Origin of the sequence: Streptomyces sp. NBC_00459 (assembly GCF_036013955.1) — a bacterium.
In the GTDB taxonomy this organism is placed as follows: domain Bacteria; phylum Actinomycetota; class Actinomycetes; order Streptomycetales; family Streptomycetaceae; genus Streptomyces.
Map to the genome: position 1 here is coordinate 6,553,083 of NZ_CP107903.1, position 23,762 is coordinate 6,576,844.

Annotated in this window: 20 protein-coding genes; 13 read left to right on the forward strand and 7 right to left on the reverse strand. The window is 70.4% G+C overall.

Annotated features, from left to right (window positions below; genetic code table 11):
* Positions 1 to 245 precede the first annotated feature (245 nt).
* Positions 246 to 1,028 (forward strand): ferritin-like fold-containing protein, encoded by a 783-nt coding sequence (locus OHN74_RS29060; protein WP_327697537.1) that lies wholly within the window; start codon positions 246 to 248, stop codon positions 1,026 to 1,028.
* 41 nt (positions 1,029 to 1,069) lie between these two features.
* Here OHN74_RS29060 and OHN74_RS29065 read toward each other — a convergent pair whose 3' ends face one another.
* The 4 genes from OHN74_RS29065 to OHN74_RS29080 form a co-directional block, all read right to left on the reverse strand.
* Positions 1,070 to 1,339, reverse strand: coding sequence for a hypothetical protein (locus OHN74_RS29065; protein WP_327697538.1), 270 nt, complete (start codon positions 1,337 to 1,339; stop codon positions 1,070 to 1,072).
* Between the two features lie 239 nt (positions 1,340 to 1,578).
* Complete coding sequence (locus OHN74_RS29070) at positions 1,579 to 1,806, reverse strand: DUF3107 domain-containing protein (protein ID WP_164409182.1); 228 nt, start codon at positions 1,804 to 1,806, stop codon at positions 1,579 to 1,581.
* A gap of 135 nt (positions 1,807 to 1,941) precedes the next feature.
* Positions 1,942 to 2,583 carry a TetR/AcrR family transcriptional regulator gene (locus OHN74_RS29075; protein WP_327697539.1) on the reverse strand — a complete coding sequence of 214 codons (642 nt, stop codon included), beginning with the start codon at positions 2,581 to 2,583 and terminating at the stop codon, positions 1,942 to 1,944.
* Between the two features lie 173 nt (positions 2,584 to 2,756).
* Positions 2,757 to 2,999: a hypothetical protein gene (locus tag OHN74_RS29080; protein ID WP_327697540.1), complete on the reverse strand. Its 243-nt coding sequence runs from the start codon at positions 2,997 to 2,999 to the stop codon at positions 2,757 to 2,759.
* A gap of 164 nt (positions 3,000 to 3,163) precedes the next feature.
* Here OHN74_RS29080 and OHN74_RS29085 point away from each other — a divergent pair, with 164 nt between their 5' ends.
* From OHN74_RS29085 to moeZ, 12 genes are all read left to right on the forward strand, one after another.
* Positions 3,164 to 4,192 carry an alpha/beta fold hydrolase gene (locus OHN74_RS29085; RefSeq protein ID WP_327697541.1) on the forward strand — a complete coding sequence of 343 codons (1,029 nt, stop codon included), beginning with the start codon at positions 3,164 to 3,166 and terminating at the stop codon, positions 4,190 to 4,192.
* 8 nt (positions 4,193 to 4,200) lie between these two features.
* Entirely contained in the window at positions 4,201 to 5,520 is a 1,320-nt protein-coding gene (locus OHN74_RS29090) for a DUF3152 domain-containing protein (RefSeq protein WP_327697542.1), read from the forward strand.
* Positions 5,521 to 5,599: 79 nt separating this feature from the next.
* The gene (locus tag OHN74_RS29095; RefSeq protein ID WP_327700321.1) at positions 5,600 to 5,692 is read left to right on the forward strand and encodes an Ms4533A family Cys-rich leader peptide; all 93 of its coding nucleotides are present in this window, start codon (positions 5,600 to 5,602) and stop codon (positions 5,690 to 5,692) included.
* A 193-nt stretch (positions 5,693 to 5,885) separates the two neighbouring features.
* Positions 5,886 to 7,610 (forward strand): ABC transporter substrate-binding protein, encoded by a 1,725-nt coding sequence (locus OHN74_RS29100; protein WP_327697543.1) that lies wholly within the window; start codon positions 5,886 to 5,888, stop codon positions 7,608 to 7,610.
* 7 nt (positions 7,611 to 7,617) lie between these two features.
* Positions 7,618 to 8,673 carry an ABC transporter permease gene (locus tag OHN74_RS29105; RefSeq protein ID WP_327697544.1) on the forward strand — a complete coding sequence of 352 codons (1,056 nt, stop codon included), beginning with the start codon at positions 7,618 to 7,620 and terminating at the stop codon, positions 8,671 to 8,673.
* Between the two features lie 2 nt (positions 8,674 to 8,675).
* A complete protein-coding gene (locus tag OHN74_RS29110; protein WP_327700322.1) occupies positions 8,676 to 9,674 on the forward strand; it encodes an ABC transporter permease in 999 nt (332 codons plus the stop codon).
* Complete coding sequence (locus OHN74_RS29115; RefSeq protein ID WP_327697545.1) at positions 9,671 to 11,320, forward strand: ABC transporter ATP-binding protein; 1,650 nt, start codon at positions 9,671 to 9,673, stop codon at positions 11,318 to 11,320. Before OHN74_RS29110 ends, OHN74_RS29115 begins: the two co-directional genes overlap by 4 nt.
* Before the next feature lie 208 nt (positions 11,321 to 11,528).
* Positions 11,529 to 13,253, forward strand: coding sequence for a DUF3492 domain-containing protein (locus OHN74_RS29120; protein ID WP_327700323.1), 1,725 nt, complete (start codon positions 11,529 to 11,531; stop codon positions 13,251 to 13,253).
* The gene (locus tag OHN74_RS29125; protein ID WP_327697546.1) at positions 13,250 to 14,518 is read left to right on the forward strand and encodes a hypothetical protein; all 1,269 of its coding nucleotides are present in this window, start codon (positions 13,250 to 13,252) and stop codon (positions 14,516 to 14,518) included. The genes OHN74_RS29120 and OHN74_RS29125 overlap by 4 nt, the downstream gene beginning before the upstream one ends.
* A gap of 142 nt (positions 14,519 to 14,660) precedes the next feature.
* On the forward strand, positions 14,661 to 15,620 hold the full coding sequence (locus OHN74_RS29130; RefSeq protein ID WP_327697547.1) for an NAD-dependent epimerase/dehydratase family protein: 960 nt from the start codon (positions 14,661 to 14,663) through the stop codon (positions 15,618 to 15,620).
* Complete coding sequence (locus OHN74_RS29135; RefSeq protein ID WP_327697548.1) at positions 15,608 to 16,357, forward strand: spherulation-specific family 4 protein; 750 nt, start codon at positions 15,608 to 15,610, stop codon at positions 16,355 to 16,357. Before OHN74_RS29130 ends, OHN74_RS29135 begins: the two co-directional genes overlap by 13 nt.
* Before the next feature lie 63 nt (positions 16,358 to 16,420).
* Positions 16,421 to 17,599, forward strand: a complete 1,179-nt coding sequence (gene moeZ, locus OHN74_RS29140) for an adenylyltransferase/sulfurtransferase MoeZ (protein ID WP_327697549.1) — start codon at positions 16,421 to 16,423, stop codon at positions 17,597 to 17,599.
* Between the two features lie 80 nt (positions 17,600 to 17,679).
* Here moeZ and OHN74_RS29145 read toward each other — a convergent pair whose 3' ends face one another.
* From OHN74_RS29145 to OHN74_RS29155, 3 genes are all read right to left on the reverse strand, one after another.
* Positions 17,680 to 19,227, reverse strand: a complete 1,548-nt coding sequence (locus OHN74_RS29145; RefSeq protein ID WP_327697550.1) for an alpha/beta hydrolase — start codon at positions 19,225 to 19,227, stop codon at positions 17,680 to 17,682.
* A gap of 117 nt (positions 19,228 to 19,344) precedes the next feature.
* Entirely contained in the window at positions 19,345 to 20,895 is a 1,551-nt protein-coding gene (locus tag OHN74_RS29150) for an alpha/beta hydrolase (protein ID WP_327697551.1), read from the reverse strand.
* Between the two features lie 98 nt (positions 20,896 to 20,993).
* Positions 20,994 to 23,729 carry a lysylphosphatidylglycerol synthase transmembrane domain-containing protein gene (locus OHN74_RS29155; protein WP_327697552.1) on the reverse strand — a complete coding sequence of 912 codons (2,736 nt, stop codon included), beginning with the start codon at positions 23,727 to 23,729 and terminating at the stop codon, positions 20,994 to 20,996.
* Positions 23,730 to 23,762: the final 33 nt, after the last annotated feature.

The following is a 23,762-nucleotide window of genomic DNA, read 5'->3' on the forward strand; positions in this document are numbered from 1 at the left end:
CCCTCCGAATTCCGTACGCATCGTGCCGTACGGACGAGGAGAGCTGTCGGGTCGGAGCCGATCGGGCCACCGACCGGGCATCCTCATTCGTGTGGCCCGTCGAGCTACGTCTTTCAACTCAGCGGGCGCATTACCACCATACCCCGGAATCGCGCACATGCGATGGCCGATTCGGTCACGTAGTGGTCGTCACACTGATTGAGCAGGGACTTCCGCCTTGCGGTCAGCGGGCTATTGTGCGCTTCATGACGACGCCTGACAATGCCTCCGGTACCCCCGCGACCGCCGACGAAAGCGCGACAGAGACGGCGGCCGACGCCGCTCCCGTACCCACCGGAATCGCCGCCCAGGACTGGGCACAGGCCGCCACCGACCCGCAGTACCGTGCCGCGGTCGTGGACCTGCTCGGCGCGCTGGCGTACGGCGAACTGGCCGCGTTCGAGCGGCTCGCCGAGGACGCCAAGCTTGCGCCGACCCTCGTGGACAAGTCGGAACTGGCCAAGATGGCGTCGGCGGAGTTCCACCACTTCGAGCAGATCAGGGACCGTCTCACCGAGATCGGCGCCGACGCGACGCAGGCGATGGAGCCGTTCGTCGCCGCGCTCGACGGCTTCCACAAGCAGACGGCGCCCTCCGACTGGCTGGAGGGACTCGTCAAGGCGTACGTCGGCGACTCGATCGCCAGTGACTTCTACCGTGAGGTCGCGGCGCGCCTCGACTCGGACACCCGCAAGCTGGTGCTCGCGGTCCTCGACGACACGGGGCACGCGAGCTTCGCCATCGAGAAGGTGCGCGCGGCGATCGACGCGGAGCCGCGTGTGGGCGGGCGGCTCGCGCTGTGGGCGCGGCGGCTGATGGGCGAGGCCCTGTCACAGTCGCAGCGGGTCGTGGCCGACCGGGACGCGCTGTCGACGATGCTCGTCGGCGGCGTCGCGGACGGGTTCGACCTCGCGGAGGTCGGCCGGATGTTCTCCCGGATCACCGAGGCGCACACGAAGCGGATGGCCGCGCTGGGCTTGGCCGCATAGTTGTCGCGCAGTTCCCCAGGGCCCCTGCAGGGGCCCTGCAGCTACGCCGTCGCCGATGACCGGCGGAGTCTCGCCTTAGGGCGGAGCAGCAGGGAGAGGGAGGCGGCCGAGACGGCCGCCGCGCCCAGCAGGATCAGCACGAAGTGGCCGGAACTCAGCGCGCTGTGCGTGATCAGGGCCCCGAGAAGGGCTCCGGCCGCACCGGTCGACAGCACCAGGGGGCGTGCCGGGAGGCGGTCGGGCAGCCGGTGGGCCGCCGCCCATGCCAGGGCGAGGCCGAGGATCGCGGAGCCGAGTGCTTCCAAGAACATGTCGGGGTCCCTCCCACAGCCTGCCTGCGCGTGACGTTCTCAGCCCGTCATACCCGTGACCTGCGCAGGGCAACCCATTTGTAAGGGTGACGTGTGGTCAACCTGTGAATTCGGAACACGGGCGCGGACGTTGGTACGGGCATGGTGGCGGACACGGGGACGGGCACCGGGACGGACATGGGTGGGGCCCGACGGTTCGAAACCGCCGGGCCCCACCCGCATGCATGTCCTTACGTGTCCTACAGCGCGCTGAAGCCCACCTTGCGGACCGTCGGCTCGCCCAGCTCGACGTACGCGAGACGGTCTGCGGGGACCAGGACCTTGCGGCCGTGGTCGTCCACGAGGCTCAGCAGTGCCGACTTGCCGGCCAGCGCCTCGGACACGGCCCGCTCGACCTCCTCGGCGCTCTGACCGCTCTCCAGAACGATCTCGCGGGGCGCGTGCTGCACGCCGATCTTGACCTCCACGGCTATGTCCCTCCGACGGTCAGTGAAGTGCGCGGGCGTCCGCGCTGTACCCAGCACACATTAGCCCGGTGAGGGGACGTACATGTTCCGCCCGGGAACGCCAGGAGCGAACAGCCGACGGGAACAAACGGGCGGTCAGTGGTGATCGGTGCCGTGCAGCGGGAAACCGGCGATGCCGCGCCAGGCCAGTGAGGCCAGCAACTGGACCGCCTGATCGCGCGGCACACTGCGGTCGCTGTGCAGCCAGGACCGCGCCACCACCTGGGAGAGGCCGCCCAGACCGGAGGCCAGCAGCATCGACTCCGAGGGCGAGAGACCGGTGTCCTCGGCGATGACCTCGGAGATCGCCTCCGCGCACTCGTTCGTGACCTTGTCGACGCGTTCGCGCACGGCGGGTTCGTTCGTCAGGTCGGACTCGAAGACCAGACGGAAGGCACCGCCGTCGTCCTCCACATACGCGAAGTACGCGTCCATCGTCGCCCGGACGCGCTGCTTGTTGTCCGAGGTCGACGCCAGGGCGGCGCGGACGGACTCGATCAGTGCCTCGCAGTGCTGGTCCAGCAGCGCGAGGTAGAGGTCGAGCTTGCCCGGGAAGTGCTGGTAGAGCACCGGCTTGCTGACGCCGGCCCGTTCGGCGATGTCGTCCATCGCGGCGGAGTGGTAGCCCTGCGCCACGAACACTTCCTGGGCGGCGCCCAGCAGCTGGTTCCGTCGGGCGCGACGCGGCAACCGCGTGCCCCGCGGGCGTGCCGCCTCAGTTTGCTCGATGGCTGTCACGCCGCCTCCCAATTTCGTCCACATGCGGTGTGCGCCGCGCCGCCATCGTACTTTTCGGTAACCCTGGTGTGCGCGGTGCGAGCATAGAAATTCCTCGACCGAGCGACTGTATGTTCCGGGCTATCTGCTCAAATAGCAACAAATCCTGTGCTCGGTGCGGAGTGCGGTGGCGGCTATCGGTAGTCGTCCTCGTCCAGTTTCACGACGCGGGCCTGTTCCACGAGGTCGGCCTCATCGGCGCGGTCGGTGTTCTCGCCGGTCAGTGGGGCGTCGTGCTGCGGGGTGACGTCCGTGCGCTGCTCGGTGGCGTCGGCCTCGGGGGTTTCGACGTCGAACTCGGCGCTGTCCTCGCCCTCGTAATCCTCAGGGTCCTTGATTTCCTCGAAGATCTCGGGGTCGGTGGGGTCGACGGCCATGCTGGGCTCCCTTCCCGGGGTTCGGTTTACTGCGGGTGCCCTGTTACGAGCGTAGGAGACACGGGATCGGGACGCCATGTGATGGGAGTGCCGGATGAACGGGACACCGGCCCTGTGATGCCGAACACACGAACCACTGCGTGATCGTCTCGTAACATTGCCGCATGTCTTCGACCGAGCCGCCGTTCGTGCCGGCCACCAATGTGCTTCCGAAGGTGGCTCCTGTCAGGGTCGCGGAGGGCGAGCGGCTGCGCTCGGTCGGTCTGCCGGGGATCACCCTGACCGTGCGTTCGCGGCCCCCCGCGCGCGAAGGACTGCCGCCCGCGCTGTACGTCCATGGCCTGGGCGGTTCCTCGCAGAACTGGTCGGCGCTCATGCAGCTGCACGACGAGCTCGTCGACAGCGAGGCCCTCGACCTGCCGGGCTTCGGCGACTCCCCGCCGCCGGACGACGGCGACTACTCGGTCACCGGGCACGCGCGTGCCGTCATCCGGTACCTCGACGCCTCCGGGCGCGGTCCCGTGCACCTGTTCGGCAACTCGCTGGGCGGCGCGGTCTCGACCCGTGTCGCGGCGGTGCGGCCCGACCTCGTCAGGACGCTCACGCTCGTCTCGCCCGCGCTGCCGGAGATCCGTGTGCAGCGCAACGCGGTGCCGACCGGGCTGCTCGCCCTGCCCGGTGTGGCCCGTCTGTTCACCCGGTTGACCGCGGACTGGAGCGCCGAACAGCGCGTCCGCGGGGTCACGGCGCTCTGTTACGGGGATCCTGGGCAGGTGACGCCAGAGGGATTCCGCAACGCGGTCGAAGAGATGGAAAGACGGCTGCAACTGCCGTACTTCTGGGACGCGATGGCGCGTTCCGCGCGCGGGATCGTGAACGCGTACACGCTCGGCGGACAGCACGGGCTGTGGCGCCAGGCCGAGCGCGTGCTCGCTCCGACGCTCCTCGTCTACGGCGGCCGGGACCAGCTGGTCTCCTACCGCATGGCCCAGCGTGCGGCGCGCACCTTCCGCGACTCGCGGCTGCTCTCGCTGCCCGACGCCGGGCACGTGGCGATGATGGAGTACCCGGAGACGGTCGCGTCGGCCTTCCGTGAACTGCTTGAGGACAAAGGTGAGTTGCAGGCGGATGCCGGTACTGTGGCGGCGAGGACGGTCGGCAGTCGGGCCGACGCCGCGAACGCGGGGAGCTGAGACGCGAGGTGGGACGTCACAGCCGCCGCGGACGAACCGGCGGCAGCGCCGGTACGGGCGACAAGGCGAACATCCCTGTGGTGCCACAGGGGAAGCAACCTCAACAGGGCCGGAGCCAGGGACAACAGGGGCAGGGCGCGCCCCGTTTCACCGTTCCTGAGGGCACGCCCGCTCATGGGTTCCCGCGTCTCCCGGAGGGCACCCCCGTTCATGGTTTTCCCCGTGTACGGGGAGGCGGGCACCCCGAGCAGCGTGAAACCGGCGGTGGCTGGGGCGAGTTCGGCGGGCGGGCCGGAGTCGGTCCGGCCATACCGCGTCAGCGTCCCGCGCCTCCGAACGCTTCCGGGCCCCGGCAGGCGTATGTCGATGCCTTCGACGGAGCCGGTCTGCCCGGCACCGCCGTCGAGGACGTCGGCCGCTTCGCGCCCCGCGCCCGGACACCGCATCCCGCCGGCCCGGCGGACACGTACGCCCCGCCCGCCGAGGTGGCGGTCAAGGGCAAGGGCGGCAAGGGGCGGGCGTTCACCGGGGTCGCGGCTGCCGCCGTCACCACCGTGCTGGCGGTCGTCGTGGCCGGGCAGGTCACCAACGGTCAGGACGACGAAGGCGGTGTGCGGACGCAGACCGCGATCGGCTCGGGCCAGGACGTCCAGGGCTCCGGGGACTCCGCGGCGCGCAGTGACGGCCTCCCCGCCGCGTCCGACGCGCCGGCCGCGGTCACGACACTGACGTACGACCAGAAGATGGCCAAGACGTACGCGCTCGGGGCGGCCCTCAAGGGCTCGGGCAAGTTCGACGCGATCCGTGGATTCGCCAGGGCGCCGGGCGCGGGGCAGAAGTACAGGTACCGCGTGGACGTCGAGCAGGGGCTCGGGCTCGACGGGGAGCTGTTCGCGCAGGCGGTGCAGAAGACGCTGAACGACGACCGCAGTTGGGCCCACAACGGTGGTCGCACGTTCGAGCGGATCTCCTCCGGTAAGCCCGACTTCGTCATCACGCTCGCGAGCCCCGGCACCACCGCCTTCTGGTGCGCCAAGTCCGGACTCGACACCACCGAGGACAACGTGTCCTGCAACTCGACCGCCACCGACCGCGTGATGATCAACGCCTATCGATGGGCGCAGGGGTCCGAGACCTACGGCGACAAGAAGATCTACGCGTACCGGCAGATGCTGATCAACCACGAGGTCGGCCACCGGCTGGGCAATGGGCATGTGACCTGCGACAAGGACGGCGAGCTCGCCCCCGTGATGCAGCAGCAGACCAAGTTCCTCGACCACGACGGCATCCACTGCCGGGCCAACCCCTGGCCGTATCCGGGAAGTTGACGGCTGGGGTCGGCCGGGGCGCCCGGGTGCGCTCCGGGTCACGTTGACACCGGTGGAAACTTCGTTCATATTTCTGCACATGTGGTCTAGTCATGTTGTCGAGCGCGCCGCCATCGAGCTGGCGCTGATCGGCGTGACCCCACTCTGCGTGGCCGACATTCTCTGTCGCTGACACCCGCCTTCGCTTTTTCGGCTTTCCGGCCCGGCGCGCGTGTCCCGAGACAACCGTGCTCGTCACCTCTCGTACGACCTGACGCCCGGGCAGACGTCTGTTCACTTCTGTCTCATTCCTCGTCAATTCGTCTCATTATCCGAGACGTGTCGATGTGTTTCATCGACGTATCCATCCGAGAGGTCGTCTTCCGATGCGCCAACCGTCCGTCAGAGCGCGCCGCGTGGCAGCGGTGTCCGTCAGCCTGGTTCTGGCCGCGGGCGCCGCCGCGTGCGGTCCGAAGGACAACGATGCCAAAGGCGCGGGAAGCGGTGACTCCAAGCCGCAGAAGGGCGGCACGCTCACCGTCCTCAACCGCAACCCGCAGGAGGACTTCGACCCCGCCCGGCTGTACACCTCCGGCGGTGGCAACGTCCCCTCGCTGGTCTTCCGCACGCTCACCACGCGCAACCGCGAGAGCGGGGCGGCGGGCGCGAAGGTCGTCCCCGACCTGGCCACCGACACCGGGCGCGCGAGCGAGAACGCGACCGTCTGGACGTACACCCTGAAGGAAGGGCTCAAGTACGAGGACGGTACGGCGATCACCAGCGCCGACATCAAGTACGGCATCGAGCGCTCCTTCGCCCCCGAACTCTCCGGCGGCGCGCCCTACCTGAGGGACTGGCTGATCGGCGCCGCCGACTACCAGGGGCCCTACAAGGACAAGGGCAAGGGCCTCGACGCGATCGAGACGCCGGACGCCCGCACGATCGTCTTCCACCTGAACAAGCCCGAGGGCGAGTTCCCCTTCCTGGCCACGCAGACGCAGTTCACGCCGGTCCCGAAGGCCAAGGACACCGGCACGAAGTACGAGGAGCACCCGATCTCGTCGGGTCCCTACAAGGTCGTCAGCAACGAGGGCGACGGTGAGCGGATCGTCCTGGAGCGCAACACCTACTGGTCGGCCGCCACGGACGCGGAGCGCAAGGCGTACCCGGACAAGATCGACGTACGGTCCGGGCTCGACTCCTCGGTGATCAACCAGCGGCTGTCGGCGTCCCAAGGGGCGGACGCCGCGTCCGTCACCACGGACACCAACCTCGGCCCGGCGGAGCTGGCCAAGGTCTCCGGCGACAAGGAACTGGCCGCGCGCGTCGGCACCGGGCACTTCGGATACATCAACTACATAGCGTTCAACCCGAAGATCAAGCCGTTCGACAACATCAAGGTGCGCGAGGCGATCTCGTACGCCATCGACCGTACGAGCGTCATCAACGCGGCCGGCGGCTCGTCGCTCGCCGAGCCGGCCACCACCTACCTGCCGAACCAGAAGTCCTTCGGGTACACGCCGTACGACCACTTCCCGGCAGGTGCCTCCGGGAACCCGGCCAAGGCCAAGGAGGTGCTGAAGGAAGCCGGCTACCCGAACGGGCTGACCGTCACCCTCACCCACTCCAACGCCAAGGACTTCGAGACCAGCCCGGAGATCGCGACCGCCGTCCAGGACGCGCTCAAGAAGGCCGGCATCACGGTGAAGCTGGACGGGCTGGAGGACAACGACTACTCCGACACCATCCACGACGTGAACAAGGAGCCCGGGTTCTTCCTCGCCCACTGGGGTGCCGACTGGCCCTCCGGCGGTCCGTTCCTCGCCCCGATCTTCGACGGCCGGCAGATCGTCAAGGACGGTGCGAACTTCAACACCGGCTTCCTCGACGACAAGTCGGTCAATGCCGAGATTGACGCGATCAACAAGTTGACCGATCTTGACGCCGCCGCCAAGAGGTGGGGCGCACTGGACGAGAAGATCGGCGAGCAGGCGCTGACCGTGCCGCTGTTCTACCCGGTCTACAAGCGGCTGTACGGCAAGGACGTCAAGAACATCGTGATCAGCGACTGGACGGGTGTCCTGGACATCTCCCAGGTCGCGGTGAAGTGACGACGCCGTGAGCGAGGTCCTTCTCGCCTCCCGGGCCGCCGGGACGGGTACGACGCCCGTCCCGGCGGCCTCGGGGGCCCGTCAGTTCTGGCGGCGGCTGCGTGCGCAGCGCGCCGCCCTCGTCGCGGCTTCCGTCGTCGCGCTGCTCGTCCTGGTCGCGCTCGCCGCGCCGCTGCTCACCGCGCTCGCCGGCCAGGACCCGACCACCTACCACCCCGCCCTCGTCGACTCCGCGCGTGGAGGCGTGCCGATCGGTTCTTTCGGCGGGATCAGCGCTGACCACTGGCTCGGCGTCGAACCGCAGACGGGGCGCGATCTGTTCGCCCGGCTCGTCTACGGGGCCCGGGTCTCGCTGGGCGTCGCGCTCGCGGCGACCCTCGTCCAGGTGTTGATCGGCGTCGTGGTCGGCATCGCGTCCGCCCTCGGCGGTCAATGGGTTGATCAACTGTTGAGCCGTCTCACCGATGTCATCATCGCCCTGCCACTCATGATCATGTCGCTGGCCCTGCTGGCGATCGTGCCCGGCAGCTTCCCGCGACCCGTTCTCGTCGCCCTGGTCATCGGGCTGATCGCCTGGGGCGGGATCGCCAAGATCGTGCGCGCCCGGACGCTGACTCTCAAACAGCTCGACCATGTGGCCGCGGCCCGGCTCAGCGGCTGGGGCTCCTGGCGGATCGCCCGCCGGGAACTGCTTCCCGGCCTCGCCGCGCCCGTCATCACGTACGCCGCGCTCCTCGTCCCGTCGAACATCACGGTCGAGGCCGCCCTGTCCTTCCTCGGCGTCGGTGTGAAGCCGCCGACGCCCTCCTGGGGGCAGATGATCACCGCCGCCGACGTCTGGTACCAGGCGGCACCGCAGTACCTGCTGCTGCCCGCGGGCGCTCTCTTCGTGACCGTCCTCGCCCTCACCGTCCTCGGCGACGGCATCCGCACCGCCCTCGACCCGCGCGCGGCCTCCCGCCTGCGCATCGGGACGGGCCGCCGACGCGAGGCCAAGGCCGCGACGGTCGCGCCGGAGGAGAAAGCCGACGCCACGACCGGGAAGACGGGGGCCGGCGCATGAACATCTCCGGTTTCGGCGGGTTCGTCGCCCGCCGCGTCGTCGGCGCGATCGTCACCCTCTTCGCCATCTCGGTGATCATCTACGCCGTCTTCTACGTCGCCCCCGGCAACGTCGCCCAGATCACCTGCGGCCCGCGCTGTTCCCCCGCCCAGGTGCACCAGGTCGCCGAGCAACTGCGCCTCGACGACCCGCTGTACCTGCGCTACTGGCACTTCCTGCAGGGCGTCTTCGTCGGCCAGGACTACTCGACCGGTACGTCCGTCGAGCACTGCTCGGCGCCCTGCCTCGGCCTGTCCTACCAGAGCGACCAGCAGGTCACCGAGCTGATCCTGGCGAAGCTGCCGGTCACCGGTTCGCTCGCGCTCGGCGCGATGGTGCTGTGGCTGCTCATCGGTGTCGGCACCGGAGTGCTCTCCGCCTGGCGGCGCGGCCGGCCCACCGAGCGCATCCTGACCGGCCTCACGCTGGCGGGCACGGCCACGCCCGTGTTCGTCATCGGACTGATCCTGATGATCGTGGTCTGCGGCCAGCTGGAGCTGCTGCCGTTCCCGCAGTACGTGCCCTTCGCCGACGATCCCGAGCAGTGGGCCTGGAACCTGCTGCTGCCCTGGCTGTCGCTGGCCCTCATCGAATCCGCCAAGTACGCCCGCCTGACCAGGGCGTCGATGCTGGAGACACTCGCCGAGGACCATGTACGCACCTTCCGCGCGTACGGCGTCGGGGAGCCGTCCATCATCGGGCGGCACGCGCTGCGCGGGGCGGTGGCGCCCCTGATCGCTCTGACCGCCACTGACTTCGGGTCGATGTTCGGCGGAGCGGTGCTCACCGAGACGCTCTTCGGGCTGCCCGGCCTCGGACAGGAACTCGTCGAGGCGGTCAAGGTCGTCGACCTGCCGGTGGTCGTCGGCATGGTCCTGGTCACCGGTTTCTTCGTGGTCATCGCCAACGCCGTCGCGGATGTGCTGTACGCGGTGGCCGACCGACGGGTGGTGCTCGTATGAGCTTGGACAAGGCCTCAATCGAGGCTCCCGTGGAGATCGCCGGGGGCAGGGCTCTCGTGGAGGTCGACGACCTCACGGTCGCCTTCGGCTCCCTGCGGGCCGTGGACGGGCTGTCGTTCCGGCTCGCGAAGGGCGCCGCGCTCGGTCTGGTCGGCGAATCCGGGTCCGGCAAGTCCACTGTCGCGTCCGCCCTGCTGGGGCTGCACCGCGGTACGGGAGCGGAGGTCAGCGGTGCGATCCGGGTCGCCGGAACCGACGTACAGCAGGCGTCCGAGGCCGAACTGCGGCGGCTGCGCGGGGCGAGGGCGGCGATGGTCTTCCAGGACCCGCTCTCCTCCCTCGACCCGTACTACGCGGTCGGCGACCAGATCGCCGAGGTGTACCGCGTGCACACGAAGGCGTCCCGGCGCGCAGCACGCGCGCGTGCCGTCGACGTACTGGACCGGGTCGGAATTCCGGACGCGGTACGGCGGTCTCGGTCCCGGCCGCACGAGTTCAGCGGCGGGATGCGTCAGCGCGCGCTGATCGCCATGGCGCTCGCCTGCGAACCCGACCTCCTGATCGCGGACGAACCGACGACCGCGCTGGACGTGACCGTCCAGGCCCAGATCCTCGACCTGCTGCACATGCTGCGCCAGGAGACCGGCATGGGCCTGCTGCTCGTCACGCACGACGTGGGCGTCGCGGCGGAGAGCGTCGACGACGTGCTGGTGATGCGGCACGGTCGCGCGGTCGAGCACGGCCCGGTCGCCGCCGTACTCGGGGCGCCCGCACAGGCGTACACCCGCGAACTGCTGGCCGCGGTACCGCGGGTGGACGCGCGGCGGGTCCCCGGGGATGCCTCCGGCTCCGATGAGGTCGTCCTGGAGGCCGCCGGCCTGCGGCGCGAGTTCGGGCGCGGCAAGCGGGCGTTCGTGGCCGTGGACGATGTGTCGCTGACCGTGCGCAGGGGCGAGACCCTCGGGATCGTCGGCGAGAGCGGCAGCGGCAAGACGACCCTCGGGCGGATGCTGGTCGGGCTGCTGGAGCCGACGGACGGCGAGGTGCGTTACGAGGGGCGCGTGCGGTCCGGGGTCGGGCCGGCCGTGCAGATGGTGTTCCAGGATCCCGTCTCCTCCCTCAACCCCCGCCGCAGCGTGGGCGAGTCGATCGCCGATCCGCTGCGGGCGCGCGGCGACGGTGACGAGGGCCGCGTCCGGGCGCGTGTGGGGGAGCTGCTGGAGCGCGTGGGGCTCGACCCGGCTCACTTCGGCCGCTATCCGCACGAGTTCAGTGGTGGCCAACGCCAACGCGTGGGCATCGCACGGGCGCTGGCCGCCGAACCCCGCGTCATCGTCTGCGACGAGCCGGTCTCGGCGCTCGATGTCACGACCCAGGCCCAGGTGGTCGCGCTGCTCGGCGAGTTGCAGCGCGAACTCGGCCTCGCGCTGGTGTTCGTCGCTCACGATCTCGCCGTCGTGCGCCAGGTCAGTGACCGCGTCGCGGTGATGCGGCGGGGACGGATCGTCGAGGCGGGCCCCGCCGACGAGGTGTACGACAACCCGCGCGACCCGTACACCCGGCGGTTGCTGGCCGCCGTGCCCTCTCTCGACCCGGACGTGGCGGCCCGGCGCCGCGTTGCCCGACAGGAGTTGACCCCGGCGTGACCGCACGCGTGTTCGTAACCATGCGTGCTCGAATGATCTCTTAGCGCGACAGAACGCGAGCCGCACGGGAAAGTTACGACCGTTCACCCCTTTTGGTGGTGCGACGGACAACCGTCCATCGCACCACCGTCATGTCCGCATACGTTCGTCCCGCTGCGAGCCGCCGGGTCAACGGCGGCTCCCCATACGGGAGATCGGGGGTGTGCTCGTGCGCATCGGACTGCTGACGGAGGGTGGCTATCCGTATGTGAGCGGTGACGCCAGACTCTGGTGCGACCGGCTCGTGCGCGGGCTCGGCGGGCACGAGTTCGACATCTACGCGCTCAGCCGCAGTGAGCGGCAGGAGGACGAGGGCTGGATCGAACTGCCGCCGCAGGTCAGCCGGGTCCGGACCGCCCCACTGTGGACGGCCGAGGATGACGGCGTGGTCTACGGCCGCCGCGCACGACGGCGATTCGAGGAGGCCTACGGCGAACTGGCCGCAGCCCTGTGCGGTGGGCCCGACGCGGGCAACGCGTCGGACGGACCGGACCCGGCCACCGCTGAGGCGGACCGTTTCGGCAGTGCGCTGTACGGGCTCGCCGACCTCGCCCGGGACGAGGGCGGCCTGGTGGGAGCGCTCCGCTCCGAGGCCGCGGTACGAGCACTGGAGCGCGCCTGTCGTGCGCCCGGCGCACAGGGGGCGGCGCGCGAGGCGCGCGTCCCGGACCTGCTCGCCGTCGCCGCGCACCTGGAACGCGCCCTGCGCCCCCTCTCGCTCGACTGGTACGAGGACGACGGGCTCGGCTCGGTCGACCTCTGCCATGCCGCGGCCGGCGGCCCGGCGGCGCTCCCCGGACTGCTCGCCCACCACTTCTCCGAAGTCCCCCTGCTGGTCACCGAGTACGGGGTCCCGCTGCGGGCGCACTACCTGGCCTCGGGCGCCGACGACAGCGCCCCGGCCGTACGGTCCCTGCTCGCGGCCTTCCACGGCCGGCTGGCCTCGGAGGTCTACCGGCGGGCCGCGCTCGTCACCCCCGGCAACACGCACACCCGCCGCTGGCAGGAGAGATGCGGGGCCGACCGGGAGAAGCTGCGGACCGTGTACCCCGGCATGGACGCGTCCCACTTCGCGGAGGTGGGCGAGTCCCCGGAGACCGCGGACCCCGACACGCTGATCTGGGTCGGCCGTATCGAGCCCGCCAAGGACCTGATCTCCCTTCTGCACGCCTTCGCGGAGGTCCGCAAGGAGGAACCGAAGACGCGCCTGCGCATCATCGGCGCGGCCACGGGAGCCGAGAGCGAGGCATATCTCGGTCACTGCCGGGCGCTCGCCGCGCAGCTCTTCCCCGACGAGGCCGAGGGCATTCACGCGGTCGGCGACAACCCCGTGTCGTTCGAGGAGATCGGCGGCCCGGAGGCACCGACGCTCGCGGAGGCGTACGCGGCCGGTGCGGTCGTCGTCCTGTCGAGCGTGGTCGAGGGCTTCCCGATCAGCCTGGTCGAGGCGATGTTCTGCGGCCGGGCGACCGTGTCGACGGACGTGGGAGCGGTGGTCGAGATCATCGGCGGTACGGGGCTCGTGGTGCCCCCGCGCAACCCGCGGGCGCTCGCGGAGGCGTGCGTGGCGCTGCTGCGCGACCCGGCGCGCCGCGAACGCCTGGGCGCCGCCGCCCGCGCCCGTGCCCTCGAACTGTTCACCGTCGAGCAGAACGTCGAGGCATTTCACGGCATTTACCTGGAGGTCGTCTCGCGTTCCCCCGTCCACAAGGTGGTCCTCGACCACGCCGGCGAACCGCTCCCGTTCGCCGTCCCGGCGGAGGCACACGTCGCCGGCCGCTGGACGCATGCCGACATACGCGTGGTGGCCCGGGGCGGGCCCAGCTGGGCGACAGGACGCGCTTCCGCACCGGTACAGGCGACCGCCGTACCCGCCGGGGAGGGAGCGCGATGAGCGAGCTGGGAGAACTGGACCGCCCGGGGACACCGAACAACTCCGGAGCCTGGGACGAACACTCGGAGGAGTGGCTCATGGGCGCCGCGGAGACGAACGTGCGGGAGACGCCGGGGCAGTCGCCGACGACCACACCCTCCGCGCCCTCCGCCCGTGCCGCGCGCCGAGGGACCGGAGACCCCGTGAAGGCGCTCATGCACAGACACCGTGAACTGTGCGAGCGGGCGGTGGACCCCCTGGAGATCGCCGCCGGTCTGGAGGCCCACGGCGTGACCGACCGGACGGCCGCCCGCTTCCGCCACCGTGACGTGTTCTCGCTGGCCGAGGAGATGTACGCCCGGGTCTCCCGGGACACGGAAACGGCACCACGGCCCACCCCTTCGCCCGCACCCCGCGTACGGGCCGACTGGGCACTGCTCTCCCTGCTCCCGGGCGCCCTGTGCGCGGCGGCGGTGGCCGGTCTGCACCTCACCGAGGGCCGGGTCCGGCTGGCCGTGGCGACACTGGGCGCCCTGGCCGTGGCGCTGGCCGTACGCGCGGCACTGGGCCGGGGGCCACTGGGCCCCAGGTCCCACCCGGCGCCCCCCGGCACGTACCCGAGCCAGACCCCGGGCTCCACGCGTGCGTGGACCTACTGGCTCCTCGCGTACGCGCTCCTGGGCGACGGCCTGATCACCGCCGCGCTGACGGGCGGCCCCGACGGATTCCCGGCCGCCGTCCGGGACCTGTCCACCGCCCCTGTCCTCGCCCTCACCCTGGCCTGTGCGCCGGCGGCCTGGTGCGCCCACCTCTTCGCCGCGGGAGCCCGTCGCAAGCTGGCCGCCAGCCGTGGCCTGGCGGACTTCACGGCAGCCGTGAAACCCCTCCTCCTGGGCGCGTTCGCCCTGTTCCTCTGCACGTCGGCGGCGCTCGTGGCGATCTCCGCGACGGTCCTGCACGAACCGGCGGCCTACACCACGACGGTCACCCTGGGCGCCCTGCTCCTTCTGGCCCGTCTCCTCACGGCACACGGCTTCACCCACGCCCCGGCGGTGGTCCTCGGCGCGGCAGCCGCGACGGAGGCAGCGGCTCTGGCCACCGCCTTCGCGTCCCACCTGCCCGGCTGCGCCTTCCTGGCCACCCCGGTGGACACGGTCGTGGCCGTCTGGAGTCCGGCGGGCATCCCGGCCGCGGCCTGCGGAGCGGCCGCGCTGATCCTCCTGTTCCACGCCACCCGCACGCTGACCAGAGCCTCGGCGCACGCGATTCCGGGTGAGCCCGGATGACGTCCAGGACCCACGACCACGGCAGGCGACCGGTTCCGCAACGCCCGGCCCTCCCACACGAACGAACCCGCAACCCCCGAAGGAGTACACCGATGATCACCTCCCGACCCGGAGCCGGAGAATCCGCCGAGGGAGCCGTCCGATGAGGGTTCTGCTGATCGGAGCCAACGGCTATCTCGGCCGCTTCGTCGCCGACCGACTGCTCGCCGACCCCGCCGTGCAGCTCACCGCCCTCGGCCGCGGCGACGACGCCGACGTCCGATTCGACCTCGCGTCCGGCAGCCCCGGCGCACTCACCCGCTTCCTCGACGCCGTCCACCCCGGAGTCGTCGTCAACTGCGCCGGCGCCACCCGCGGCGGGGCCCGTGAACTCACCCGCCACAACACGGTCGCCGTCGCCACCGTCTGCGAGGCCCTGCGACGCAGCGGCTGCGGCGCCCGTCTGGTCCAGCTCGGCTGCGGCGCCGAGTACGGCCCCAGCCAGCCCGGTTCCTCCACGGCCGAGGACGCCGTCCCCCGCCCCGGCGGCCCGTACGGCGTCAGCAAGCTCGCCGCCACCGAACTGGTTCTCGGGTCCGGCCTCGACGCCGTCGTCCTGCGGGTCTTCTCGCCGGCCGGGCCCGGCACGCCCGCCGGTTCCCCGCTCGGCCGCCTAGCCGAGGCGATGCGCCGCGCGATGCAGTCCGGCGACGGCGAGCTCAAACTCGGCGGCCTGGGCGCGCAGCGCGACTTCATCGACGTACGTGACGTGGCACGGGCCGTCCACGCGGCCTCGCTCTCGGCCGCACAGGGCGTCATCAACATCGGCTCCGGCCGCGCCGTGCGCCTGCGTGACGCCGCCTCCATCCTCGCCCGCGTGGCCGGGTACGGCGGCGCGCTGCACGAGCTGGACGGTCCGCCCGGCCCCCTGAGGTCGTCCATCGGCCATCCCCGCACCGACCCGGACCACGCCGGTCCGGTCGCGTACCCGTACCCGGACGGCTGCGGCAGCTGGCAGCAGGCCGATGTACGCACCGCACGCGACCGGCTCGGCTGGCGGCCCCGGATCAATCTGGAGGAGTCCCTCGCCGACATCTGGATGGAGGCGGCATGCCGCATCTGACCAGTGCCAAGGCGGGCACCGCGAGCACCGGCGTACGTACCGGCTTCGGCATCCCGGGCTTCGCGCACCCCCTCGTGGCCCCGGCCGAGTGGGGCGAACTCACCCGACCGGGCACGCCTCTGCACTGGGTCGTCCTCAACGTCGCCGACGGCCCGGGCAGTCGCCCCGATCCACACTGTCTGGAGGCTGTCGGCCGTCTGCGCAACGCGGGCGTCCGCGTCCTGGGCCACCTCGACACGGCCCACGGTGCCCGTACGCACGGTGAGTTGATCACCGAGGCGCAGCGGTACCGCGACTGGTACAGGACCGACGGCTTCCTCCTGGACCGCTGCCCCACCGACCGGACCGCGCTCCCCGGGATCCGCCGCACGATCGGCACGCTCCGCGAGGCGGACGGCGACGCGCACATGGTCCTGGGCCACGGCACCCATCCGCATCCGGACTACGCCGAGCACGGCGACCAGCTCGTCACGTTCTCCGGCCACTGGAGCGACTACCGCTGGTCGCAGGTGGCCGAGTGGACCGCCGACCATCCGCCCGAGCGCTTCTGCCACTTCGTGCACGGACTGCCGCTCGGCCATCTCGACGAGGCGCTGCGCGTCGCCCGTTGGCAGGGCGCCGCCACGATCTACTTCACCGACCGCACGGACCGCGGTGGCCGCGCCGACCCCTGGGAGACGATGCCCGGCTACTGGGACGACATCGTCTCGCGCCTCGGAACGGGTGTCTCGGAATGAAGAAGGGCGTGGCAGTGTTACGGGGAGAACAACTGTAGTGATTGACCGACCAACGGAGTCCCCGTGTCGCTGCCACCCCTGGTTGAGCCCGCTGCCGAGCTCACCGTAGACGAGGTCCGCAGGTACTCCCGCCACCTGATCATCCCCGATGTCGGGATGGACGGGCAGAAGCGGCTGAAGAACGCCAAGGTGCTCTGTGTGGGCGCCGGCGGCCTGGGTTCGCCGGCGCTGATGTACCTGGCCGCGGCGGGCGTGGGCACGCTCGGCATCGTGGAGTTCGACGAGGTCGACGAGTCGAACCTGCAGCGCCAGATCATCCACAGCCAGGCGGACATCGGCCGCTCCAAGGCCGCGTCGGCCCGCGACTCGGTGCTGGGCATCAACCCGTACGTCGACGTGGTCCTTCACGAAGAGCGGCTCGAAGCCGAGAACGTGATGGAGATCTTCAGCCAGTACGACCTGATCGTCGACGGCACGGACAACTTCGCGACCCGCTACCTGGTCAACGACGCGTGCGTGCTGCTGAACAAGCCGTACGTGTGGGGCTCGATCTACCGTTTCGACGGCCAGGCCTCCGTCTTCTGGTCCGAGCACGGACCGTGCTACCGCTGCCTGTACCCGGAGCCCCCGCCGCCGGGCATGGTTCCCTCCTGCGCCGAGGGCGGCGTCCTGGGCGTGCTGTGCGCGTCCATCGGTTCCATCCAGGTCAACGAGGCCATCAAGCTCCTCGCGGGCATCGGCGAGCCCCTCCTTGGCCGTCTGATGATCTACGACGCCCTGGAGATGCAGTACCGCCAGGTCAAGGTCCGCAAGGACCCGAACTGCGCGGTCTGCGGCGAGAACCCGACCGTCACCGAGCTCATCGACTACGAGGCCTTCTGCGGTGTCGTGTCCGAGGAGGCCCAGGAGGCGGCGGCCGGCTCGACGATCACTCCCAAGCAGCTCAAGGAGTGGATCGACGACGGCGAGAACATCGAGATCATCGACGTCCGCGAGATCAACGAGTACGAGATCGTCTCGATCCCCGGCGCCAAGCTGATCCCGAAGAACGAGTTCCTCATGGGCACCGCCCTGGCGACCCTCCCGCAGGACAAGAAGATCGTCCTGCACTGCAAGACGGGTGTCCGCAGCGCGGAAGTCCTCGCGGTCCTGAAGTCCGCAGGTTTCGCGGACGCGGTCCACGTCGGCGGCGGTGTGATCGGCTGGGTCAACCAGATCGAGCCGCACAAGCCGGTCTACTGACCCACGGTTCACCAACCTGTTCGTCCTGTTCGGCCGGCGGGGGTCTCGAGCACCACCGGTGCCCGGGGCCCCCGCCGCCGTCATGAACAGACCTTGCCGTCCTGCGGCACCGTCCCGTCCAGCAGATACGCGTTCACCGCGGAGTCGACGCACTCGCTCCCACTGCCGTACGCCCCGTGGCCCTCGCCCTTCCAGGTCAGCACCACGCCGACGCCCTTGCCCAGCTCGTCCGCCATCTTGCGCGCGCCCTCGTAGGGCGTGGCCGGGTCCCCGGTGTTGCCGACGACCAGGACGGGCGCCGAGCCGGGCGCGCCGACCTCCGGTGTGTCGTACTGGCCGGCCACCGGCCAGTCGTGGCACCAGCCAGCCGTGTCCCAGCCCATGAACTCCCCGAACACGGGCGAGATCCTCCGGAATTCGGGCAGCAGCTTTCTGGTCTGGTCCGCGGTCGGCCGCTGCTTGTCGTCCAAGCACGATATGACCCGTTGGGCATGCGTTGTCGTGCCGTAGTGGCCCGACGCGTCGCGGTCGTTGTAGCCGTCGGAGAGCGCCAGCAGGTCCGATCCGTCACCCTGCTCGGCCGCGTCCAGGGCGCTGGTGAGCGCCGGCCAGCTCTGCTTGCTGTACAGCGGCAGGACGAGGCCGGTGACGGCCAGGCCCTGGGTCAGCTTCCGCCCTGAGGACGTGGGCAGCGGCGCGGCGTCGATCCGCTTCAGCAGCGCCGAGATCTTCCGCGATCCCTGGTCCGGGTCCTGGCCCGTCGACCTCAGGTAGTCGTCGAGGGCGCGCTGGAAGCCCCGGGCCTGGTTCTTCGCGTGTCCCACCGTGTCGGCGCTCGGGTCGACGACGGCGTCGAGGATCAGCCGCCCCACGTTCTTCGGGAACAAGTGGGCGTACACACCGCCGAGTTCGGTGCCGTACGAAATGCCGAAGTAGTGCGTCTTCGTGTCGCCGAGGACCTGGCGCATCAGGTCCATGTCGCGGGCGGAGTCGGTCGTCGAGACATGCGCGAGGAGCTTTCCGGCGGACTTCTCGCAGCCCTTCCCGAAGTCGGCGGCGTCCTGGAAGTAGGCCTTCTCCTCGGCCGCGTCGTCCGGCGACGGGTCCACCGACTCGGCGGCCTGGATCTCCTTGTCGCTCCGGCAGCGCACGCCCTCGCTGGCCCCGACCCCGCGCGGGTCCCAGCTCACCAGGTCGTAGCGCTCGCGGAGGGCGGAGACCGTGCCGGCGTAGGAGGGCATCACGGAGATGCCCGACTGGCCCGGTCCGCCGAAGTTGAACAGGAGAGAACCGATGCGGTTGCCTCCGGTGGCCTTGGCGCGGATGAGCGCCAGGCCGATGGTCTCGCCGTCCGGCTTCGCGTAGTCCAGCGGCACCTTGAGCGTCGCGCACTGCCAGTCGCTGCCCGGCGTGGGCGAGTCCGCCGTGCCCTCGCAGCGGCTCCAGTCGAGCTTCTGCGAGGTCAGCGAGGCGGGCAGCTCCGGCGAGGCCCGGGACGAGGACGTCGCCGACGAGGGCGTGGCGGCGCCGGACCCCTTGCCGTCACCGCTCGCGGATGTGCCGTTGCTGCAGCCGGCCACCAGCAGTACGGCGGCCGTGGCGGCCGTCCAGCGTACGAAACGAGACATGTGTACTTTCCCCCCTGCGAGCCGTCCGCTCGGATCGGCGGATGGCGTTCCGGCCATAGTAGGCGGATCGCCCCGAGGCCGTATCAGCCTGTGGATAACGCTCTGACCTGCGTTTTCCTAGGAGCATACGGTCGCTGCAGCCGGTACCTTCCCGTTCAGCAGATAGCCGTTCACCGCCGTGCGCACGCAGCGGTTCCCGCTGTCGTACGCGCCGTGTCCCTGTCCCTTGTACGTCAGCTGGACGCCCACACCCTCACCCAGCGCCCCCACCATTTTCCGTGCGCCCTCGTACGGTGTGGCCGGGTCGCCGGTGTTACCGATGACGAGGATCGGCGCCGATCCGGTCGCGCTGACGTCGGGGTGGTCGGCGGCGCCCCGCACCGCCCAGTCGGTGCAGCTCACCATGGACCAGGCCAGGAAGTCGCCGAACAGGGGCGAGGCGGCGCGGAACTCGGGCAGCCTGGCCTCGACGTCCGCGACGGTGTAACGCGGCTTCTGGTCGGAGCAGTTGATGGCGGTGTTCGCCGCGGTGATGTTGCTGTACTCACCGTTCTGGTTGCGCCCGTTCATCGAGTCGGACAGCAGCATCAGGACCGTGCCGTCACCGTCGTACGCCCGGTCGAGGCCCTCGGTGAGGTAGGGCCAGAAGTCCTGGGAGTACAGCGCCTGCGTGATGCCGTTGGCGGCCGTGCTCTGGGTCAGCTCGCGAGGGAAGATGCCTGGGATCGGCTCGGCGTCGAGGTCCTTGAGGAGCTTGGTGATCCGGTCCTCGACGTCCTGTGCGGTGTCGCCGACCGGGCAGATCTCGGTCTTGGAGGTGCAGTCCTCGGCGAAGTTACCGAGTGCGAGCTGGAAGCCCTCGGCCTGCCCGAGCGAGCCCTGTTCAGGTGTCCGGGTGGGGTCGATGACCGCGTCGAAGACGGCACGGCCCACCTTCTTGGGGAACAGATGTGCGTAGACGCCGCCGAGTTCGGTGCCGTACGAGATGCCGAAGTAGTACAGCTTGTCGTCGCCGAGGACCTGGCGCATCAGATCCAGGTCGCGGGCCGCGTCGGTGGTGCGCACATGCGGGAGCATCCCTTTGGAGTTCTTCTCGCAGGCCGCGTTGAACTTCCTGGTGTTGTCCAGCAGTTCGGAGCGTTCGGCGGCGTTGTCGGGCGTCGCGTCCTGCTGGAAGTACGCGTCGAGCTGTTCGTCGTCCTCGCACCGGACACCGGCGCTGCGGCCGACTCCGCGCGGGTCGAAACTCACCAGGTCGTAGCGCGTGCGCAGGCTCGTGTAGTCCGTGCCGAACGCGGGGAGCGTGGCGACTCCCGAGCCCCCGGGCCCGCCGAAGTTGAAGATCAGGGACCCGATGCGCTTGCTCGTGCCGCCGCTGGTCTTCGCGCGGATCAGCGCGAGTCCGATCGTCCCGCCCTTCGGTTCGGCCCAGTCCAGAGGCGCCTTCATGGTGGCGCACTGCCAGGCGTCACCGCCCGGCAGCGGGGACGGTGCCTCGCCGCCGCCCTCCGACTCGGACGGCGCGGGACAGTCCTGCCAACTGAGCGTCTGGTCCGACAGATCCGCTTCCGTGGAGGCGGCATCGCCGCTGCACCCCGCCAGCAGGGACGTCAGCAGGAGGGCGGTGGCCGTCAGAGCAGTGGCACGCGGCCGGAAGGGGGTGGGCATGTCCCCATCCTGCGGTCGTACCCGGCGGGGCGCTCGGGGCGCGAGCCGTACGAGGTACCGCGCATGCCCCGGGGAGCAGCGGCGTGAGGCCGCATCCCTCAGAGGGAGCCCTTCCGGGTCAGGTGGTTGAAGAACAGCCAGCCCGGCAGCACCGGGATCCAGAGGGTGAGCAGCCGGTAGAGCAGCACGGCGGGGGCGGCGACCTCCTTGGGGAGGCCTACGGCGATCAGACCGACCGTCAGGGTCGCCTCGACCGCGCCCACACCGCCGGGGGTCGGTGCCGCGGAGCCCAGTGCGTTGCCGGCGAGGAAGACGACGGCGACGCTGGCGAGGCTGAGCGAGGTCGACTCGTCGCCGAACGCCCGGATCGACGCGTCCAGGCACATCACGAAGCACGCGGTCAGCAGCAGCATGCCGCCGATACCGGTGACCAGCTTCTGGGGCCGCTGAAGAACGTCCAGCATGCGCGGTACGACACCGGCGAACAGCGACCTCACGCGCGTGACGACGAACTTCCGCAGGAACGGCACCGAGGTCACCACGAGGACGAGCACCGCGACGGTCAGCAGGCCCGCGATGACCGTCCGGGACGGTGACAGCGACGGTGTCTTCTCGGTGCCTGTCAGATAGCCGAACGACAGCAGCATCAGGATGTGGCAGCCGAGCCCGAACAGCTGCGACGCGCCGACACTGGCCACCGCGAGCCCCGGCCGTACGCCCGCGCGTTGCAGGAAACGTGTGTTGAGGGCCACACCGCCGACCGCCGCGGGCGCCACGATCTTCACGAACGACCCGGCGACCTGCGCGGCCACGGTCCGCATGAACGGCACCCGCTCCGGGACGAAACCGAGCAGACTCATCGCCGCGGCGAAGTAGCTCAGCGCCGAGAACAGCACGGCCGCGATGACCCAGCCCCACTCCGCCTCGTCGAACAGGGTGGCGAACTCGATGTGGGTGAGCTGGGAGAGCAGGAAGTACGCGCCGAACGCGCCCGCGATGAAACTGATCAGGGTGCGCGGTCTCACCCGTTCCAGCCGGGCCGGTTCGACCGGTGCCTGCGGTCTGATCAGCAGCACCTGGTGGCGGATCTGGGCGAGCAGATCCTCCTCGCGGGCACCCTCCAGAGCCTCGTCGATGGCTCGCTTCTCGGCCCGCTGTTCGGCCCGCACGGCCTTTTTGCCGGACTTCTCCAGGACGACCGGCCCGGGGTCGGGGTGGGCCGCCTCCAGCCGGGCCTGCTTGGCCAGCTGGGACGCCTCCAGGACCGCCTCGCGTTGACGCTGGGCGCGCTCGCGGGCGAGTTTGCGCAGCGTCCCCCGTGTGGAGCGCGACAGTGCGATGGGCTGGAGCATCGGCAGACAGTCCGCCACCGCGTCCGGGCCGAGCACTCCCACCGCTGACGTCACCGCGCGTTCGGCACCCACGCGCAGGCCCAGTGTCGACACCAGCTGGGCGATGTCCATGCGCAGCAGGAGATCGCCGGCCGCGATCTCGCCGACCCGGAGGTCGGTGAGGATCACCTTGCCGGAACGATCCACCAGAATGGCGTCGGCGACGAGCCTGCGATGCGCGATGCGCCGCGACTGCAGCGCCTTCACCTGATGCCAGGTGCTGCGCAGCAGGTCGTCGGTGATCTCCTCGTCCTCCAGCGAGTCGAGCGTGCGGCCTCCGGTGTGCTCGTAGACGAGCATCACGGCATCGGGGCCGAGCTCCGAGGTCGCGATCAGCTTGGGGGCGTTGGCCCCGGCGGCGATCGCCGCGTACGCGAGGAGAGCCTCCTGCTCCAGTGCCTGGCGCAGCGACTGGAGGCTGCTGCGGGTGGCCAGACCGCGCAGCGTGATGTTGCGCCACATGCGGTAGAAGAAGCCCTGCGCCTGCTGCTCGCGGTCGACCACGGTGACGTCCAGTGGGGGCCCGTCCTCCAGGGTGACGAAGTAGCGCCGACCGCGGTCACCGCTGTCCGTGGCCTCCGGCACCTCCTCACGGGCCGCGCTCACCGGGCGGAAACCGACGTGCCGCAGGCCCGCCATCAGGTTGCGTCCGGTGGGACGCACGTTCGGCGAGCCGACCGCGTAGAGGGTTCCGTACGCGACCGACCAGCCGATCAGCACCGTCAGGATGATCGAGAACGGTGTCGTGTAGCCGGTGACCAGCATCGAGAAGGCGTCGAGCATCAGCACCACCCACAGCACGGCGCGCCAGCGCGGCCGACGGGACATGCCGACAGCCGTCATGTACGCGATGACCGGGGCGAGATAGCCGTGCACCGGGTCGGTGAGCGCGTGGATGTCGCCGGGGGAGGGCTGGGTCAGCGCCTCCTGGATGGAGTCCGGGGCGGCCTTGGCGACCCACAGGTCGGTGGCGAGGGTCACCCCGTGCGCGAGGACCGCCGCGAGCACACCGTCGGCGATGCGCAGCCCGTCCCGCTTGATCAGCCGCTCGATCGCGAAGGCGACCGGCACCAGGAGGATGGCGATGCTCGATGCCAGCCCCGCGATCTTGATCAGCAGGTCGGGAGCCTGGCCGGTGCCCTTGTTGATGTCCTGTTCGAGTCCTGAGGTGGTGCCGTGCGCGAACGCGGCGATCGCGAGCAGGACGACGATCGCGAAGACGCCCGCCAGGAGCCGCATGAGATCGGAGGGGCGGTGCACGCGCGCGGGGAGCAGTGGTTCGTCGCCCTCGACCTCCTCCGCGTGCGCCTCGTCGTCGGCGCAGTCGGCGGCCGATTCTGCCGGTGTCCGCTCGTGCTCGTGGCCGGTGTCGTCCGCACCGGGACGCGACGAGACCTCAGAGGTGTCCTCCGTGCCTTCGGGGTGCACGCCCTGCTGCTTCATGGTCTCTTCTTGGTCTCGTATCACCGGTCACCG

Coding starts and splice junctions, on each gene's coding strand:
- OHN74_RS29060 (WP_327697537.1), top strand. CDS start 246: ATGACGACGCCTGACAATGCCTCCGGTACCCCCGCGACCGCCGACGAA.
- OHN74_RS29065 (WP_327697538.1), bottom strand. CDS start 1,339: ATGTTCTTGGAAGCACTCGGCTCCGCGATCCTCGGCCTCGCCCTGGCA.
- OHN74_RS29080 (WP_327697540.1), bottom strand. CDS start 2,999: ATGGCCGTCGACCCCACCGACCCCGAGATCTTCGAGGAAATCAAGGAC.
- OHN74_RS29085 (WP_327697541.1), top strand. CDS start 3,164: ATGTCTTCGACCGAGCCGCCGTTCGTGCCGGCCACCAATGTGCTTCCG.
- OHN74_RS29095 (WP_327700321.1), top strand. CDS start 5,600: ATGTGGTCTAGTCATGTTGTCGAGCGCGCCGCCATCGAGCTGGCGCTG.
- OHN74_RS29100 (WP_327697543.1), top strand. CDS start 5,886: ATGCGCCAACCGTCCGTCAGAGCGCGCCGCGTGGCAGCGGTGTCCGTC.
- OHN74_RS29115 (WP_327697545.1), top strand. CDS start 9,671: ATGAGCTTGGACAAGGCCTCAATCGAGGCTCCCGTGGAGATCGCCGGG.
- OHN74_RS29125 (WP_327697546.1), top strand. CDS start 13,250: ATGAGCGAGCTGGGAGAACTGGACCGCCCGGGGACACCGAACAACTCC.
- OHN74_RS29130 (WP_327697547.1), top strand. CDS start 14,661: ATGAGGGTTCTGCTGATCGGAGCCAACGGCTATCTCGGCCGCTTCGTC.
- OHN74_RS29135 (WP_327697548.1), top strand. CDS start 15,608: ATGCCGCATCTGACCAGTGCCAAGGCGGGCACCGCGAGCACCGGCGTA.
- OHN74_RS29145 (WP_327697550.1), bottom strand. CDS start 19,227: ATGTCTCGTTTCGTACGCTGGACGGCCGCCACGGCCGCCGTACTGCTG.
- OHN74_RS29150 (WP_327697551.1), bottom strand. CDS start 20,895: ATGCCCACCCCCTTCCGGCCGCGTGCCACTGCTCTGACGGCCACCGCC.
- OHN74_RS29155 (WP_327697552.1), bottom strand. CDS start 23,729: ATGAAGCAGCAGGGCGTGCACCCCGAAGGCACGGAGGACACCTCTGAG.